Source organism: Jiangella anatolica, assembly GCF_003236295.1.
Taxonomy (GTDB): Bacteria; Actinomycetota; Actinomycetes; order Jiangellales; family Jiangellaceae; genus Jiangella; species Jiangella anatolica.
In genome coordinates, this window is sequence record NZ_POTW01000001.1 from 196,090 (window position 1) to 211,384 (window position 15,295).

The window sequence follows — 15,295 nt, forward strand, 5'->3', positions numbered from 1 at the left end:
CGGCGACCCCTTCCGGTGACGATGGTCACAGGGTCTCACCAGGAGGTTCGCCCATGTCCACGCAGCACGTCGTCGTCGCGGGAGCCGGCATCGTCGGCCTGTCCACCGCGTGGTTCCTGCAGGAGCGCGGCGTCGAGGTCACGGTCGTCGACCGGGCCGGCGTCGCGGGCGGCTCGTCCTGGGGCAACGCCGGCTGGCTCGCGCCGGCGCTCACCACGCCGCTGCCGGAGCCGGCCGTTCTGCGGTACGGGCTCAAGGCTGTGCTGAGCCCGTCGTCGCCGGTGTTCGTGCCGCTGCGGTTCGACGCCGGCCTGATCCGCTTCCTCGCCGGCTTCGCCCGGCACTCGACGGCGCGGCGGTGGCGGCGGTCGATGACGGTCTTCGCCGGGATCGGCCGCGACGGCCTGGCCGCGTACGAAACGCTGGCCGCGGGCGGCGTCGCAGCCGAGGTGAAAGACGCCGACCCGTTCCTCATCGGGCTCGGGTCGGACCAGGCGCTGCGCGCGTTCACCGCCGAGCTGCACCACATCGAGGCGGCCGGGGTGGACGTCGCGGCGGACGTGCTCGGCGGCGACGCGGCGCGTGAGCTCGAGCCGGCCCTCGGCCCGGGTGTCGCGGCGGCGGTGCGGCTGCACGGGCAGCGCTTCATCGACCCGGCCGCGTTCACGCACGCGCTGGCCGACGCCGTCGTCGCCCGCGGCGGCAAGCTCCTCGAGGGCGCCTCCGCCGACGGCGTGCGCGACCTCGGCGGCGAGGTCGTCGTCCGCGTCGGCGCCGGCGAGCTGCGGGCCGACGCCGTCGTGCTGGCCACCGGCGCCCGGCTGGGCGAGCTGGCCCGGCCGTTCGGCGTGCGCCGGATCGTCCAGGCCGGCCGTGGCTACAGCTTCAGCGTGCCGCTGGAGCACGTCCCCGCCGGCCCCGTCTACTTCCCCGACGTCCGGGTGGCCTGCACTCCGCTGCGCGGCCGGCTCCGCGTCGCCGGCACGATGGAGTTCCGCCGGCCGGACGCGCCGCTGGACCCGCGCCGCGTCGCCGCGATCGTCGCGTCGGCCCGCACCCGGCTGGCCGGCGTGCGCTGGGACGAGCGCACCGACGAATGGGTCGGGTCGCGCCCCTGCACCAGCGACGGTCTGCCGCTCGTCGGTCCCACCCGCTCGCCCTGCGTCCACGTCGCCGGCGGCCACGGCATGTGGGGCGTCGCGCTCGGCCCGCTGACCGGCCGGCAGGTGGCCGAGAGCCTGGTGACCGGCGCCCGCCCGGCCGGCCCGTTCGCCGCCTTCGACCCGCTGCGCTGACGCCGCGTCTCCGGCCGGAGGACTTGGCACGCCCCCAGCGTCCCGCTTGGCACGCCGTGAGGGACCTGGCGCGCCCGGAATGCCGCGTTTGTGGAGCATCCCGGCGTGCCAAGGTCGGTGCTCCTGCGTGCCAAGGTCGGTCCCTGAACGACCGTGCGAAAATCGCCGGGTGCAGATCGGGATGCTCGGGCCGCTGGAGGTCCGCGGTGACGACGGCGCACCGGCCGACGTCCCCGGGGCGCGGCTGCGCGGCCTGCTGGTCGCGCTGGCCCGGCAGCCCGGCCGGGTGGTGCCGAAGGCGGCGCTGATCGACTGGATCTGGGGCGAGAACCCGCCGTCGGACGCGACGAACGCGCTGCACCGGCTGGTCTCCCGGCTACGCAAGCTGCTGCCGGACGGCGCGATCGAGGGCCACACCGACGGCTACCGGCTGGCCGTCGAGCCCGACGCCGTCGACGCGGTGCGGTTCGAGCGGCTGGCCGCGCAGGCCCGCGGCCTGGACGGGCCGCGCCGGGTCCAGCTGCTGCGCGAGGCGCTCGGGCTGTGGCGCGGCGCCGCCCTGCAGGACGTCGGCCTGACCGAGAGCCCGGCGTTCGACGCGGCCGTCGCCCGGCTCGACGGGTTGCGGCTGGCCGCCACGGAGGACCGGTTCGAGGCCGAGACCGCCCTCGGCCATGGCGCCGAGCTCGTCACCGAACTGACCGATCTCGTCGCTGCGCACCCGCTGCGGGAACGGCTGGTCGCCGCGCTGATGCGGGCGCTCGTCGCGGCCGGCCGCGACGCCGACGCGCTGCTGGTCTACGAGCGCACCCGCGAGGAGCTCGCCGACACGCTCGGCGCCGACCCGTCGCCGGAGCTGTCGGCGCTGCACGTCGCGCTGCTCAAGGGCGAGGTAGGCCGCCGCGACGACGACCGCCGGACCAACCTGCGCGCCGAGCTGACCAGCTACATCGGCAAGGACGCCGACGTCGCCGCGGTCCGCGAGCTGGTCGGCACGCGCCGGCTGACGACGCTGGTCGGGCCGGGCGGGTCGGGCAAGACCCGGCTGGCGACGGAGACCGCGCGGGCGCTGCTCGACGACCTGCCGGACGGGGTCTGGCTGGTCGAGCTGGCGTCCGTCACCGCTGACGGCGACGTCGCGCAGGCGACGGTGGCCGCGCTCGGCCTGCGCGACCCGCTGCTCGGCGACCAGCCCGACGCCGAGCCGGCCGACCGCCTCGTCGCCGCGCTGCGCGACCGCGAGGTGCTGCTGGTCCTGGACAACTGCGAGCACGTGATCGAGTCCGCCGCGGCTCTGGCGCACCGGCTGCTCGGCGAGTGCCCGCGGCTGCGGATCCTGGCCACCAGCCGGGAGTCGCTGGGCATCACGGGCGAGGCCCTGTGGCCGGTCGTGCCGCTGACGCTGCCCGACGACGACGCCGAGCCGGCCGCGATCGAGGCGTCGCCGGCGGTCCGGCTGCTGCTGGACCGCGCGAGCGCCGTGCGCACCGACCTCACCGTCGACGCGGCGTCGCTGGCGACGATGGCCCGCATCTGCCGCGCACTGGACGGCATGCCGCTGGCGATCGAGCTGGCCGCGGCCCGGCTGCGCACCATGACCCTCGACCAATTGGCCGGGCGGCTCGACCACCGGTTCCGGCTCCTGACCAGCGGCAGCCGGACGGTACTGCCGCGGCACCAGACGCTGCGCGCCGTCGTCGACTGGAGCTGGGAGCTGCTCGGCGAGCCGGAGCGGACGGTGCTGCGCCGGCTCTCGGTGTTCACCGGCGGCGCCGGCCTGGACGCGGCGGAGCGGGTCTGCGCCGGCGACGACGTCCACCCCGAGGACGTGCTGGAGCTGCTCGGCTCGCTGACGGAGAAGTCGCTGCTGGTCGCCGAGGGCGGCGGCGCGCCGCGCTACCGGCTGCTCGGCACCATCAAGGAGTACGCGGCGCAGCGCCTGGCCGAGGCGGGGGAGACCGAGTCCGCCCGGCGCGCCCATCTGGCCTGCTTCACCGAGCTGGTCGAGACGGCCGAGCCGTGGCTGCGCCGGGCCGAGCAGGTGGAGTGGCTGGCCACGCTCGACGCCGAACACGGCAACATCGTCGCCGCGATGCGCGGGGCGCTGGCCGCCGGCGACGCGGCCGCGGCCATGCGGCTGGCCGCGAGCGCCGGCTGGTACTGGTGGTTCAGCGGCCACAAGGCCGAGGGCGAGGAACTGGTCGCCGCGGCGGCCGCCATGCCCGGCGAGGTGGACGACGAGACCCGGGCGCTGGTGTACACGTTCGTCGCCGGGTTCCTGACCTCCGGCCGCGAGGACGCGCAGCGCGCCGAGACCTGGATCCGCGAGGCGCACCGGCTGAGCCCGGACGGCCGGAGCACCCGCACGGTGCTGCGGCTGCTGGCGCCGCTGGAGCGGCTGCTGCAGGGGCCGGACGGCGCGGTCAGCGCGTGGGAGCCGGTGCTCGACGACGAGGACCCCTGGGTGCGCGCGCTGGCCCGGCTGCAGCGCGGCAAGATGCGGATCATGCTCGGCGACGGCGGCCGGGACGCCGACGCCGACCTGGAGGAGGCGCTGGCCCAGTTCCGCGCCATCGGCGAGCGGTACGGGACCTCGTTCGCGCTGACGGAGCTGGCCGACCGTCGCGCCGCCCGGGGCGAGTTCGCCGCCGCCTGCGACCTGCTGGAGGAGGCGGCCACGGTCGTCGCCGAGCTGGGCGCCGTCGAGGACGTCATCCGGATCCGGTCGCGGCAGGCGCAGCTGTACTGGCTGGCCGGCGACGAGGACGCCAGCGCGGCCGCCGTCGCCGAGGCGCAGCGCCACGCCGACCGCGTCACCTGGCCGAACGCGCTGGCCGAGCTGGCCCTCGCGCGCGCGGACCTGGCTCGGTGGCGCGGCGACGCCGACGAGGCGCGCCGTCAGCTCGCCGCCGCGATCGGCCTGCTGCACGACACCGGCGACCAGCCGCACCTCCGCGCGATGGAGCACGACCTGCTCGGCTACCTCGCCGCCGGCGACGAGGAGGCCCGGGCCCATCGCGCCGCCGCCGTCGAGGCGGCAGCCGTGTCCGGGTACCCCGCGCTGATCGCCGTGGTGCTCGTCGGCGTCGCGGACCTGGCGCTGCGGCGCGGCGACGACGAGCAGGCTGTGCGGCTGCTCGCGGCCGGCGCCGCCGTCCGCGGGATGGCCGACCGCTCGCACCCCGACGTCGCCCGGATCGAGCGGGCGGCGCGGAGCCGCCTCGGCGACACGCGGTACGCCGAGGCGGCTCGGGAGGGTGCGACGGCCGGCTGGTCCGAGCTGGTCGAGGTCACGCTCGCTTCGTGAACGTCGAGATCGACCACAGGTAGCCGACGAGGGCGAGGTCGACGGTCCAGGCCAGCGCCGGGATCACGTCGCCTGCCTCCGGCGCGCCGGCCAGCAGCCCGCGCAGCGCCTCGATGATCGGCGTGAACGGCTGGTACTCGGCGAACTGCCGCACCCCGGTGCCCATCTCGTCGGCCGGCACGATCGCGCTGCTCAGGAACGGCAGCATGATCAGCGGGACGACGGCCATGCCGGCCGATTCCGGCGACTTCGCGGCCAGCCCCAGCCCGACGGTGAGCCAGCTGAACGCGATGGACACCAGCAGTGAGAACCCGACCACGCCGAGCCAGTCGACGAAGCCCGCCGACGAGCGGAAGCCGAGCAGGAATGCCGTCCCGATGATGGCCGCGATCGCGATGATCGTGCGCAGGACGCTGCCCACGACGTGTCCGGTCAGCACGGCGCCCCGGGAGATGTCCATGACCTTGAACCGGTTGATGACGCCCTTGGTCATGTCGGAGTTCACGGCCAGCGCCGTCGCGCTCAGCCCGTACGTGATGGCCAGCAGGATCATCCCCGGCGTCGAGTAGTCGACGTAGTCCACGCCGACGTCGAACGCGCCGCCGATCACGTAGACGAACATCAGCATGAGGACGATCGGGAGCAGGATCGCGTTGAACACCGCGATCGGGTTGCGGACGGTGTGCTTGAGGTTGCGGCGCACCATGATGGCGGCGTCGGTGCTCATCGGGCGGTCTCCTCCGTGGTCGGCCGGCCGGTCAGGGCCAGGAAGACGTCGTCGAGGTCCGGCGTGTGCACGGAGAACTCCTCGGCGTCGATCGAGTACTCGTCGAGCGCGTCCAGCAGGGTGCGCACCGACCGGGTGCCGCCGTCGCTGGGCACCCGCAGGGTCAGGTTCTCGTCGTCGCGGGTGGCGCCGGTGAGCACCCGCGCGGCCGCGTCGAGCCCCTCCGGACCGGCGAACCGGAACCGGACGTGGCTGCCGGGGACCTGCCGCTTCAGCTCGGCCGGCGTGCCCTCGGCGACGAGGCGGCCGTGGTCGAGCACCGCGACGCGGTCGGCCAGCTGGTCGGCCTCGTCCAGGTACTGGGTGGTGAGGAAGATCGTGGTGCCGCCGGCGACCAGCTCACGGACGATCTCCCACATCGTGCGCCGGCTGCGCGGGTCCAGGCCCGTCGTCGGCTCGTCGAGGAAGATGATCTGCGGCGCGCCGACCAGCGTCATCGCCAGGTCGAGCTTGCGCCGCATGCCGCCGGAGTAGGTCGACACGAGCTTGGGTGCCGCCTCGACGAGGTCGAACCGCTCCAGCAGCCCGTCGACGACGGCGTCGCGCTCGCCCGGCGCCAGCCGCTTGAGCTCGGCCATCAGCCGCAGGTTCTCCCGCCCGGTGAGCAGGTCGTCGACGGCGGCGAACTGGCCGGTGACGCCGATGGCCTTGCGCACCGCCGCGGTCTCGGTGGCCACGTCGTGCCCCGCCACCCGCACCGACCCGGCGTCGGCCCGCAGCAGCGTCGTCAGCACGTTGACCGTCGTCGTCTTGCCGGCCCCGTTCGGGCCGAGCAGCGAGAAGACGCTGCCGGCGGCGACCTCGAGGTCGATCCCGTCGAGGACGGTCTTGTCCTTGAATGCCTTGCGCAGCCCGGTGGCCGCGATCGCTGGACTCGTCATGCCACCACTGTCGGCGGCCGTCCTGACACGGCCCTGTCACGCCACCGCCACCGCGGCTGACGCGCTGCGTCCGCGCCGCCCTTGGCACGCCGGAACGTTCCACAAAGGGCGCATTTCGGGCGCATGAGGTCGCCTGCGGCGTGCCAAGCGCGACGTTCGAGCGTGCCAAGGACGACGCTGGAGCGTGCCAAGGTGCCAACCGCCGAGTTGGCGTCGGGGCCTCAGGCGTGTGCGGTGCTCCTCACCCGTGTATGGACCGCACGCCCCGCCGATGGCGACGCCCATCCGGCGCCACGGCGGGTGAGGCGCCCACGGCACGAGTGAGTCCGCGTGATCCTCAGGTGGCTGGACTGCGCCGTGATCCCCGCAGCGTCGTTGCCGCCCTTGGCACGCTGGAGCGTTCCACGAACGCCGCATTTCGGGCACGCGCGGTCGCCTGCAGCGTGCCAAGCGCGACGTTGGAGCGTGCCAAGGCGCGAGCACCGCGCAGCACGGCGCGTCGTCGTCACCGCCGTCTCGCCCGCCGGCACGGCCCCCGACCCCGATCCCTACTCCTGCGCTGACGGTCACGCCCACCGCCGCGCGGACCCCTGAGCCGTCCGGCACCGACGCTCCGTCGCCGGGGTCGACGGCGCCGCCGCCGGGGGAGCCGGACCAGCTGCCCGACACGGGTCTGTCCCCGGCACACTGGCGGCCGTCGCCGCGGCGCTGCTGCTGGCCGGGCTCGGCGGCACCGCCCTGCAGGTCCGGCGCCGTCGTTAGACTCCGAGCGGACGAGCCGGATCGGAGGGTGCATGTCGGGGTGTTGCGGTCCGTCGGCGGATCGGGGGCCGGTGGCGGGGGTCGAGCTGTCGTTCACCCCGCCGGTGCGCTCGGCGGCCGAGGTGGCCAAGGGCATGGTGCGCATCGCGGGCGGCGAGTTCGCGATGGGTGGCGACGATCCCGACGCGTTCCCCGACGATGGTGAGGGGCCGGTGCGGACGGTGTCGGTGTCGCCGTTCCTGATCGACGCGACGGCGGTGACGAACCGGCAGTTCGCCGCGTTCGTCAAGGCCACCGGGTACGTGACCGAGGCCGAGCGGTTCGGCTGGTCGTTCGTGTTCGGTCTGTTCATCGGCCCGGAGCAGGCGCGGCACGTGATGGACGCGTCGGTGCCGTCCGCGCCGTGGTGGCGGGCGGTCCAAGGCGCGTACTGGAAGGCGCCCGAGGGGCCCGGCAGCGACATCGCGACGAGGCCGCAGCATCCGGTGGTGCACGTGTCCTGGAACGACGCCATGGCGTATGCGGCGTGGGCGGGGAAGCGGCTGCCGACCGAGGCCGAGTGGGAGTACGCCGCCCGCGGCGGGCTGGCGCGGGCGAAGTATGCGTGGGGTGATGAGCTGGTGCCCAAGGGCCGGTGGCGGTGCAACATCTGGCAGGGCCGCTTCCCCACACAGAACACCGGCGAGGACGGCCACGCCGGGACCGCGCCGGTGAAGTCGTACCCGCCGAACGGGTTCGGGTTGTACGAGGTCGCCGGCAACGTGTGGGAGTGGTGCCAGGACTGGTGGTCGGTCAGCTGGCACGCCGAGGAGCGTCCCGAGACCCGCATCGACCCGCTCGGACCGCCGGAGGGTGCGGCCCGGGTCACCCGCGGCGGCAGCCACCTGTGCCACGACTCCTACTGCAACCGCTACCGGGTCGCCGCGCGCACCAGCAACACCCCGGACAGCTCGACGGGCAACATCGGCTTCCGCTGCGCCGCCGACGTCTGATCGAGGTTCAGTCTCTGCTCTCCTGGCGGGACGTCGCCGCGCGGCGACGGCCGGGGTCAGGCCTCGCCTACCAGCAGGGCGGCCGCCCGGGGCGCGAGGAAGTGGTCGAGGACGAGCTCGGCGGCGCCCTGGGCGGCGACGTGCTCGCCGACCGACGAGCCCTCGACGACGAGGTCCGGCCGGGCGACCACCAGCTCCTCGGCTACCAGCTCGGTCAGCACCGGCAGGAACGCCGCGCTCAGCCGGTTCCACAGCGGCCCGCCCAGCACGACCCGGGGCACGTCGAGGAGGTTGACGAGGACGCCGAGGCCGACGGCGACCCGCCGGGCCGCGCGGGCCAGGATCCAGGTCGCGCCGCTGTTGCCGGCCACCGCCTGCGCGCAGACGGCCGTGCAGGCGTCGTCGATCGCGACGTAGTCGGTGAGGTCGGGCAGCGGCACCAGCCCCAGGCGCGCGGCCTGGATGACCAGCGCCTCCGGTACGCACGCCGCGGCCAGCCCGCCGCGCCGGCCGGCCCACTCCAGCTGCTCGGCGTCGGTGTCGACGATGATGTCGCCGACCTCGCCGATGTTGTTCGTCACGCCGCGCAGCACCTGGTTGTCGACGACGACGGAGGCGCCGACACCGGAGCCGAGGTAGAGGAAGACGAACGCGTTGGACGGCGCGGTCGACGAGCGCAGCTCCGCCGTCGCCGCCGCCGTGACGTCCTTGTCCAGCAGCACCGGCAGCCCGGTCGCGTCGCTGAGGTCGGCGCGGAGGTTGACGTTGCGCCAGTTCGGCAGCTGCGGCGGGTCGACGATGACGCCGGCGTGGACGTCCAGCGGGCCGGGCGCGGCGATGCCCAGGCCCAGCACACGGTCGCGGTCGACGCCGGCCTCGTGGATCATCGCGTCGGCCGTGGCCGCGATCAGCGCCGTGACCTCCGGCGGGTTGGTCGCCTGCGGCGTGCGTTCCTGGCGGCGCAGCCGCACCTGGCCGTCGAGATCGAGCAGGACGGTGGTCAGCCGGGCCGGGTCGATGTGCACGCCGACGGAGAACGCGCCGTCGCTGTCGACGACCAGGGGGATGCTGGGCCGGCCGCGGACGCCGCCGGCCGGCTCGGTCTCGCGGATCAGCCCGTCGTCGATCAGCCGCCGGGTGATGTTCGAGATGGTCTGCGGGCTCAGCCCGGACTCGCGCCGCAGATCGGCCCGGCTCGCCCCCGGGGCACGGCGCAGCACGTCGAGCACGACGGCCTGGTTGAAGTCGGCCAGGCGAAGTTGGTTGCTGCCGCGCCGCATGCGACTCCTCCCTGCCGACGGCATCGTAGCCAAGCCGCGATTTAATCCAAGCGATTGACGATATCTTCGACGAAGCCTAACCTGTGCCCCAGGTTTAGTCCATCGGATGGAAAAAAGGGTGTGACGCAATGAAGCGCAGTCGTGTCCTCCTCGCCGTCGCGACCGCCGCCCTCCTGACCGGGGTGCTGGCGGCCTGCTCGGACGGCGACGACACCGCCGGCGGTGACGACGGGCCCGTGACGATCCGCCTGCTCGAGTACCAGCAGGCCCGCGCCGACGCCGTCGAGCCGCACCTCGCCGCGTTCGAGCAGGCCATGGCCGAGCAGGGCAGGGACATCGAGGTCGAGCTGATCGTCGACCCGCTGACCGACGAGCAGTTCCGCACGAAGATCACCCAGCAGTTCCACTCCGGCACCGCGCCGGACGTCATCGACATGGGCAGCACGCACGTGACCGGCTTCGCCGGCGCCGGCTACCTGCTCGAGCTGGACGAGTACCTCGACGAGTGGGACACCTGGGGCGAGTACTTCGACCCGGTGAAGGACGCCGCCCGGCAGGTCGACGGCCACTTCTACGCCGTGCCGCACGAGGCGAACGTGCAGAGCCTGTTCTACCGCAAGGACGTGCTCGAGCAGCTCGGCGTCGACACCTCGCAGCCGCAGACGTGGGACGACCTGATCGCCCGGCTGGAGCAGGTCACGGCCCAGACCGGTGAGCCGTCGATCGTGATCCCGGCCGGGACGGCGTGGGGCGGCGGCACCTGGACCGAGGGCTTCCTGCCGATCGCCGCCGGCACCGGCAGCACGTTCTACGACGAGGAGACCGGCCGCTGGACGCTGGAGAGCGAGGGCCTGACCGCCAGCTTCGACCTGTACGCGCGGCTGGTCGAGGCCGGCCTGATGCCGGTGCAGGACCTGCTCAATCCGAACCCGTGGGAGCCGACGAAGTACGTCCGGTTCCCCGAGGGCACCATGCCGGTCGCGGCGCAGGGCACCTGGGGCTGGCGCTACGACTGGGGCCCCGAGGGCACCGCGCCGATCGAGGACGTCCAGCAGAAGGTCGGCACCTGGGACTACCCGGCGCTCGTGCCCGGCACCGAGCCGTACTCGATCAGCGGCGGCGGGTTCGTCTACGCCATCAACGCCGAGACCGAGCACGCCGAGGCCGCGATGGAGCTGGCGAAGTGGCTGAGCGAGGGCACCGCGGCCGCCGAGCAACTGGCCGCGATCGGCGCCGCCGCGCCGCACCCGGGCATCGCCGACATCGAGCCGTACGCCAGCGACCCGTCGCTGCTCGACGCGGAGGAGAAGGTCCGCACCGGCATCCGCGCGCCGTTCGGCGACGGCGCCGACCAGGTGTCGCAGGCCGTGCAGAGCGCCACCGAGGCGATCCTGCTCGGCGACGCGGACGGCGAGCAGGCGGCGTCGGCGTTCGCCGAGGAGGCGGCGGAGCTGCTGGGCGACGCCCTGGTCGAACAGTGACGTCGGTCCCGGCGCCGGTCGAGCCGGCCACGCGGCCCGGCCGGCCGGCACCGGGCCGCCCCGGCCCGCGCCGGCGCGGGCTGCACGGCCGTGGCCTGATTCCGCTGCTGCTCGGTCCGTCGGTGCTGCTCATCGTCGTGTTCGTGGTCGCGCCGGCGGTGTACGGCCTGTACCTGAGCCTCACCAACACCCAGCTCACCGGCTTCGCCGCCCGCGACCCGCAGTTCGTCGGCCTGGAGAACTTCCGCACGCTGCTCGGCTCGGACGACTTCCTCGCCTCGCTCGGCCGGACCGGCCAGTTCGTGCTGTTCTCGGCCATCATCGGGCAGACGGTGCTCGGCATGCTGGCCGCGCTGCTGCTGCGGCGCACCTGGCTGCGCGGCAAGGGCGTGTTCGGCGCGGCGATCCTGCTGCCGATGGTGGTGCCCGAGGTGGTCGCGGCGCTGACGTGGGCGAGCGTGCTGTCCTCGAGCGAGGACGGCACGTTCAACCGGCTGATCGGCCTGTTCGGCGGCGCCGCCGCGGCGCCGCTGCAGGAGTGGCCGATGCTGTCGATCGTCATCGTCAACATCTGGCGCGGCATCGCGTTCGCGATGATCATGTTCCAGGCGGCGCTGGAGGACGTCCCGGACGAGCTGATCGAGGCCTCCCGGGTCGACGGCGCCAGCGCGACGCAGGTGTTCCGGTACGTGACGCTGCCGCTGATCCGCGGCCCGATCTTCCTGTACCTGCTGCTGACGACGATCACGACGGTCGGCGTGTTCGGACTGGTGTACTTCCTCACCCAGGGCGGTCCCGGCTCGGCCACCGAGCTGACGTCGATCTTCATCTTCCAGCGGGCGTTCCAGTACTCGCAGATCGGGCTGGGCAGCGCGGCGTCGGTGATCCTGCTGGCGCTGCTCATGGTCCTCGGACTGACCTACGTCCGGCTGACGAAGGTGGAGGTCTGATGACGACCGTGGTCCAGCGCGGCCTGCAGTACGCGCTGCTGACGATGCTGGCGCTGTTCTGCCTGGTGCCGTTCGCCTGGGTGGCGCTGAGCGCGATCGACGCCCAGGCCGGCCCGACGGTGAGCGCCCCGGCGTTCTCGCTGGAGAACTTCACCCGCTTCTTCACCAACGCCGACACGCCGCGGCTGCTGCTGAACAGCCTGATCATCTCGGTCGCGGCGACGGCGCTGAACCTGGCCTGCGGGCTGCTCGGCGGCTATGCGCTGGCCCGGTTCCGGTTCCGGGGCCGCAGCTTCTTCATGTTCTCGATCCTGCTGATCCGGGTCATCCCGGCGCCGGCGACGATCGTCGCGCTCTACCTGCTGATGGTTCGGATGAACCTGGACGACAGCTACCTCGGCCTGATCCTCGTCGAGGCGGCGGCCGCGCTGCCGGTGACGCTGTGGCTGCTCAAGGGCACCATCGACGCGATCCCGTTCGAGCTGGAGGAGGCCGCCTGGATGGACGGCAACACCCGGCTGGGCGCGCTTCGCCGGGTGGTCTTCCCGCTGCTCGGCCCGGGCCTGGGCGCCGCGGCCATGCTGACGTTCATGGCGGTGTGGGGCGACTTCCTCACCCCGCTGGTGCTGCTGCAGTCGCCGGACCTGTACCCGCTCTCGATCGGGCTGTTCCGCGCCTTCTCCGCGTTCAACCAGGTGGACTGGGGCGTGCTCGCGGCCAGCGCGGTCATCTACATGGTGCCGCCCGCGATCCTCTACGCCGTGCTCCGGCGCCACCTGCTCAAGTCCAGTCTCGGCGGCGCGATCAAGGGCTGAGCCCGCCGTCCCGTCCACTCTCTTCAGGAGCGACCCGTCTTGCTTGCCGACCAGAACCCGCACGGCCGCGTCCAGCTCGACGCCACCGCGTTGACGATGCTGCGCGTGCGGCGCTTCACGACCTTCCGGATCCGCCCCGCCGTCTACCGCGACGCGATCTCCGCGCAGGTGCGGGCCTGGACGGTGGACGGCGAGCCGGTGCCGTTCGCACACGCCGTCGCGCAGCGGTTCCAGCCGTTCGCCGTCGGCCAGACCTGGGGCCGGCCGTGGGACACGGTCTGGTTCGACGTCCGCGGCGAGGTGCCGGCCGGCTGGGCGACGGAGGAGACCGAGCTCGTCGTCGACCTGGGCTTCACCGGCGAGCAGCCGGGCTTCCAGGCCGAGGGGCTGGTGTACCGGCCCGACGGCACGATCGTGAAGGGACTGGAGCCGCTCAACAACTGGGTGTCGCTGCCCGAGCCCGGCCCGTTCCACCTGTACGTCGAGGCGGCCGCGAACCCCGTCGTGCAGGTGCCGTACGAGTACGAGCCGACGACGCTGGGGGACCGGGCGACGGCCGGCGACACGCACCAGTACCGGCTCGCCGACGTCTCGGTGGCCCGGCGCGACGTCGTCGTGTGGGAGCTGCTGCAGGACGTCGTCACGCTGGACGGGCTGGTCGACGTGCTGCCGCCGGCCGGGGCGCGGCGCGCGGAGATCGTGCACGCGCTGGAGCGGATGGTCGACGCGATGGACCCCGACGACGTGCCGGGCACGGCCGCGCGGGGACGCGAGATCCTGGCGCCGGTGCTGTCGAGCCGGGCCGCGGACAGCGCGCTGATCGTGTCCGCCGTCGGCCACGCGCACATCGACTGCGCCTGGCTGTGGCCGGTCCGCGAGACCGTGCGCAAGGTGGCCCGGACCTTCGCCAACGTCCTCGACCTCGCCGAGCGGTCGCCCGGCTTCGTCTTCGCGGCGTCGTCGGCGCAGCAGTACGCCTGGCTGAAGGACAGCCAGCCGGCGCTGTTCGAGCGGGTCCGCAAGGCCGTCGCCGACGGCGTCATCCGCCCGGTCGGCGGCATGTGGGTGGAGTCGGACACGAACATGCCCGGCGGCGAGGCGCTGGCCCGGCAGCTCGTCCTGGGCAAGCGGTTCTTCCTGGAGGAGTTCGGCATCGAGAGCGACGAGGTGTGGCTGCCGGACTCGTTCGGCTACACCGCGGCGCTGCCGCAGCTGGTCCGGGCGGCCGGCGCGCGCTACTTCCTCACCCAGAAGCCGTCGTGGAACGAGACCAACGCGATGCCGCACTCCAGCTTCCTCTGGGAGGGCATCGACGGCTCCCGGGTGTTCACCCACTTCCCGCCGGCCGAGACGTACAACTCCGACCTCGGCGCGCAGGACCTCGCCCGCACCGAGCGCGCGTTCCGGCAGAAGGGCGCCGCGCGGCACGTCCTGGGGCTGTTCGGCTGGGGCGACGGCGGCGGCGGGCCCACCCGCGAGATGCTGGCCGCGGCCGAGCGCAAGCGCGACCTCGACGGCTCGCCGCGGGTGCGGCTGAGCGACCCGAAGACGTTCTTCGACGCGGCCGCGGCGGAGCTGGCGTCCCCGCCGGTCTGGGTCGGCGAGATGTACCTGGAGCTGCACCGCGGCACGCTGATCTCGCAGCAGCGCGGCAAGCGCGGCAACCGGCACAGCGAGGCGCTGCTGCGCGAGGCCGAGCTGTGGGCGGCGACGGCGGCGGTGCGGCACGGCAGGCCGTACCCGTACGACGCGCTGGAGAGCGCCTGGCGCACAGTGCTGCTGCAGCAGTTCCACGACATCCTGCCCGGCACGTCGATCGCCTGGGTGCACCAGGAGGCGGAGCGACAGTACGAGCGGGTGGCCGGCGAGCTGACGGCGCTGATCGACGCGTCGCTGGCGGCGCTGGCCGGCGACGGTGACGCGCCCTTGGCGGCCAACGCCGGGCCGTACGCCCAGGGCGGCGTCGCCGGGCTCGGCATCGGCCCGGCCACGGCGGCGGCCGCCGCCCGGCCGCGTCGTGACGGCGACACGGTCGTGCTGGAGGACGCCGCGCTGCGGGTCGAGGTCGGCCCGGACGGCACGCTCGCGTCCGTCCTCGACCGCGTCGCCGGCCGCGAGCTGCTGCCGGCCGGTGTCGCCGGCGGCGTGCTGCAGCTGTTCCGCGACACCCCGCGGGAGTGGGACGCCTGGGACATCAACGACGAGGACAAGCGCAGCGGCCGCGACCTGCGCGACCCCGCGTCGATCGACCTCGACGGCGACGCGGTCGCGGTCCGGCACGTGCTCGGCGCCACCACGATCGACGTGACGATCCGGCTGGTGGACGGGCGGCTGGACTACGCGTTCGGCATCGACTGGCACGAGTCGCAGAAGCTGCTCAAGCTGGCCTTCCCGCTGGACCTGCGAGCCGAGCGGGCGGCGTCGGAGATCCAGTTCGGCCACCTCAATCGGCCGATCCACCAGAACACCTCGTGGGACGTGGCCCGGTTCGAGACCGTCGCGCACCGCTGGATCCACGTCGGCGAGCCCGGCTACGGCGTCGCGATCGCCAACGACGTCGTCTACGGCCACGACGTGCGCAACGGGCAGGCGCCGGACGGCCGGCCGATGACGACGGCGCGGCTGTCGCTGCTGCGCGCGCCGCGTTACCCCGACCCGGCCGCCGACCAGGGCCGGCACGCGTTCACCGTCAGCCTCCGGCCGGGCGGCATCCCCGACGCGATCGCCGACGGCTACGCCCAGCAC

Annotated in this window: 10 protein-coding genes; 7 read left to right on the forward strand and 3 right to left on the reverse strand. The window is 73.9% G+C overall.

The window, feature by feature from the left end:
* The first annotated feature begins 53 nt into the window (after positions 1–53).
* Together C1I92_RS00825 and C1I92_RS00830 are read left to right on the forward strand one after the other, a co-directional pair.
* Positions 54–1,295, forward strand: a complete 1,242-nt coding sequence (locus C1I92_RS00825; protein WP_111252745.1) for an NAD(P)/FAD-dependent oxidoreductase — start codon at positions 54–56, stop codon at positions 1,293–1,295.
* Between the two features lie 169 nt (positions 1,296–1,464).
* The gene (locus C1I92_RS00830; RefSeq protein ID WP_111252746.1) at positions 1,465–4,602 is read left to right on the forward strand and encodes an ATP-binding protein; all 3,138 of its coding nucleotides are present in this window, start codon (positions 1,465–1,467) and stop codon (positions 4,600–4,602) included.
* Here C1I92_RS00830 and C1I92_RS00835 read toward each other — a convergent pair.
* Positions 4,586–5,329, reverse strand: a complete 744-nt coding sequence (locus tag C1I92_RS00835) for an ABC transporter permease (protein ID WP_111252747.1) — start codon at positions 5,327–5,329, stop codon at positions 4,586–4,588. The genes C1I92_RS00830 and C1I92_RS00835 overlap by 17 nt on opposite strands.
* Complete coding sequence (locus C1I92_RS00840; RefSeq protein WP_111252748.1) at positions 5,326–6,270, reverse strand: ATP-binding cassette domain-containing protein; 945 nt, start codon at positions 6,268–6,270, stop codon at positions 5,326–5,328. Before C1I92_RS00840 ends, C1I92_RS00835 begins: the two co-directional genes overlap by 4 nt.
* Positions 6,271–7,064: 794 nt before the next feature.
* Between C1I92_RS00840 and C1I92_RS00845 the strand changes: the two genes are divergently transcribed.
* Positions 7,065–8,024 (forward strand): formylglycine-generating enzyme family protein, encoded by a 960-nt coding sequence (locus C1I92_RS00845; RefSeq protein WP_111252749.1) that lies wholly within the window; start codon positions 7,065–7,067, stop codon positions 8,022–8,024.
* Between the two features lie 56 nt (positions 8,025–8,080).
* On the opposite strand, the gene C1I92_RS00850 is transcribed toward C1I92_RS00845, so the two are convergent.
* Entirely contained in the window at positions 8,081–9,304 is a 1,224-nt protein-coding gene (locus C1I92_RS00850) for an ROK family transcriptional regulator (RefSeq protein ID WP_111252750.1), read from the reverse strand.
* A gap of 128 nt (positions 9,305–9,432) precedes the next feature.
* Here C1I92_RS00850 and C1I92_RS00855 point away from each other — a divergent pair, with 128 nt between their 5' ends.
* From C1I92_RS00855 to C1I92_RS00870, 4 genes are all read left to right on the forward strand, one after another.
* Positions 9,433–10,785, forward strand: a complete 1,353-nt coding sequence (locus C1I92_RS00855) for an ABC transporter substrate-binding protein (protein ID WP_111252751.1) — start codon at positions 9,433–9,435, stop codon at positions 10,783–10,785.
* Positions 10,782–11,735, forward strand: a complete 954-nt coding sequence (locus C1I92_RS00860) for a carbohydrate ABC transporter permease (protein ID WP_199520826.1) — start codon at positions 10,782–10,784, stop codon at positions 11,733–11,735. The genes C1I92_RS00855 and C1I92_RS00860 overlap by 4 nt, the downstream gene beginning before the upstream one ends.
* A complete protein-coding gene (locus tag C1I92_RS00865; protein ID WP_111252752.1) occupies positions 11,735–12,550 on the forward strand; it encodes a carbohydrate ABC transporter permease in 816 nt (271 codons plus the stop codon). The genes C1I92_RS00860 and C1I92_RS00865 overlap by 1 nt, the downstream gene beginning before the upstream one ends.
* A 96-nt stretch (positions 12,551–12,646) precedes the next feature.
* A partial coding sequence (locus C1I92_RS00870; protein ID WP_111252775.1) for an alpha-mannosidase occupies positions 12,647–15,295 on the forward strand: 2,649 nt, incomplete at its 3' end.

Bases quoted from the DNA above. Each gene is read 5' to 3' on its own strand.
- C1I92_RS00825 (WP_111252745.1), top strand. From the start codon at position 54: ATGTCCACGCAGCACGTCGTCGTCGCGGGAGCCGGCATCGTCGGCCTG.
- C1I92_RS00835 (WP_111252747.1), bottom strand. From the start codon at position 5,329: ATGAGCACCGACGCCGCCATCATGGTGCGCCGCAACCTCAAGCACACC.
- C1I92_RS00840 (WP_111252748.1), bottom strand. From the start codon at position 6,270: ATGACGAGTCCAGCGATCGCGGCCACCGGGCTGCGCAAGGCATTCAAG.
- C1I92_RS00845 (WP_111252749.1), top strand. From the start codon at position 7,065: ATGTCGGGGTGTTGCGGTCCGTCGGCGGATCGGGGGCCGGTGGCGGGG.
- C1I92_RS00850 (WP_111252750.1), bottom strand. From the start codon at position 9,304: ATGCGGCGCGGCAGCAACCAACTTCGCCTGGCCGACTTCAACCAGGCC.
- C1I92_RS00855 (WP_111252751.1), top strand. From the start codon at position 9,433: ATGAAGCGCAGTCGTGTCCTCCTCGCCGTCGCGACCGCCGCCCTCCTG.
- C1I92_RS00865 (WP_111252752.1), top strand. From the start codon at position 11,735: ATGACGACCGTGGTCCAGCGCGGCCTGCAGTACGCGCTGCTGACGATG.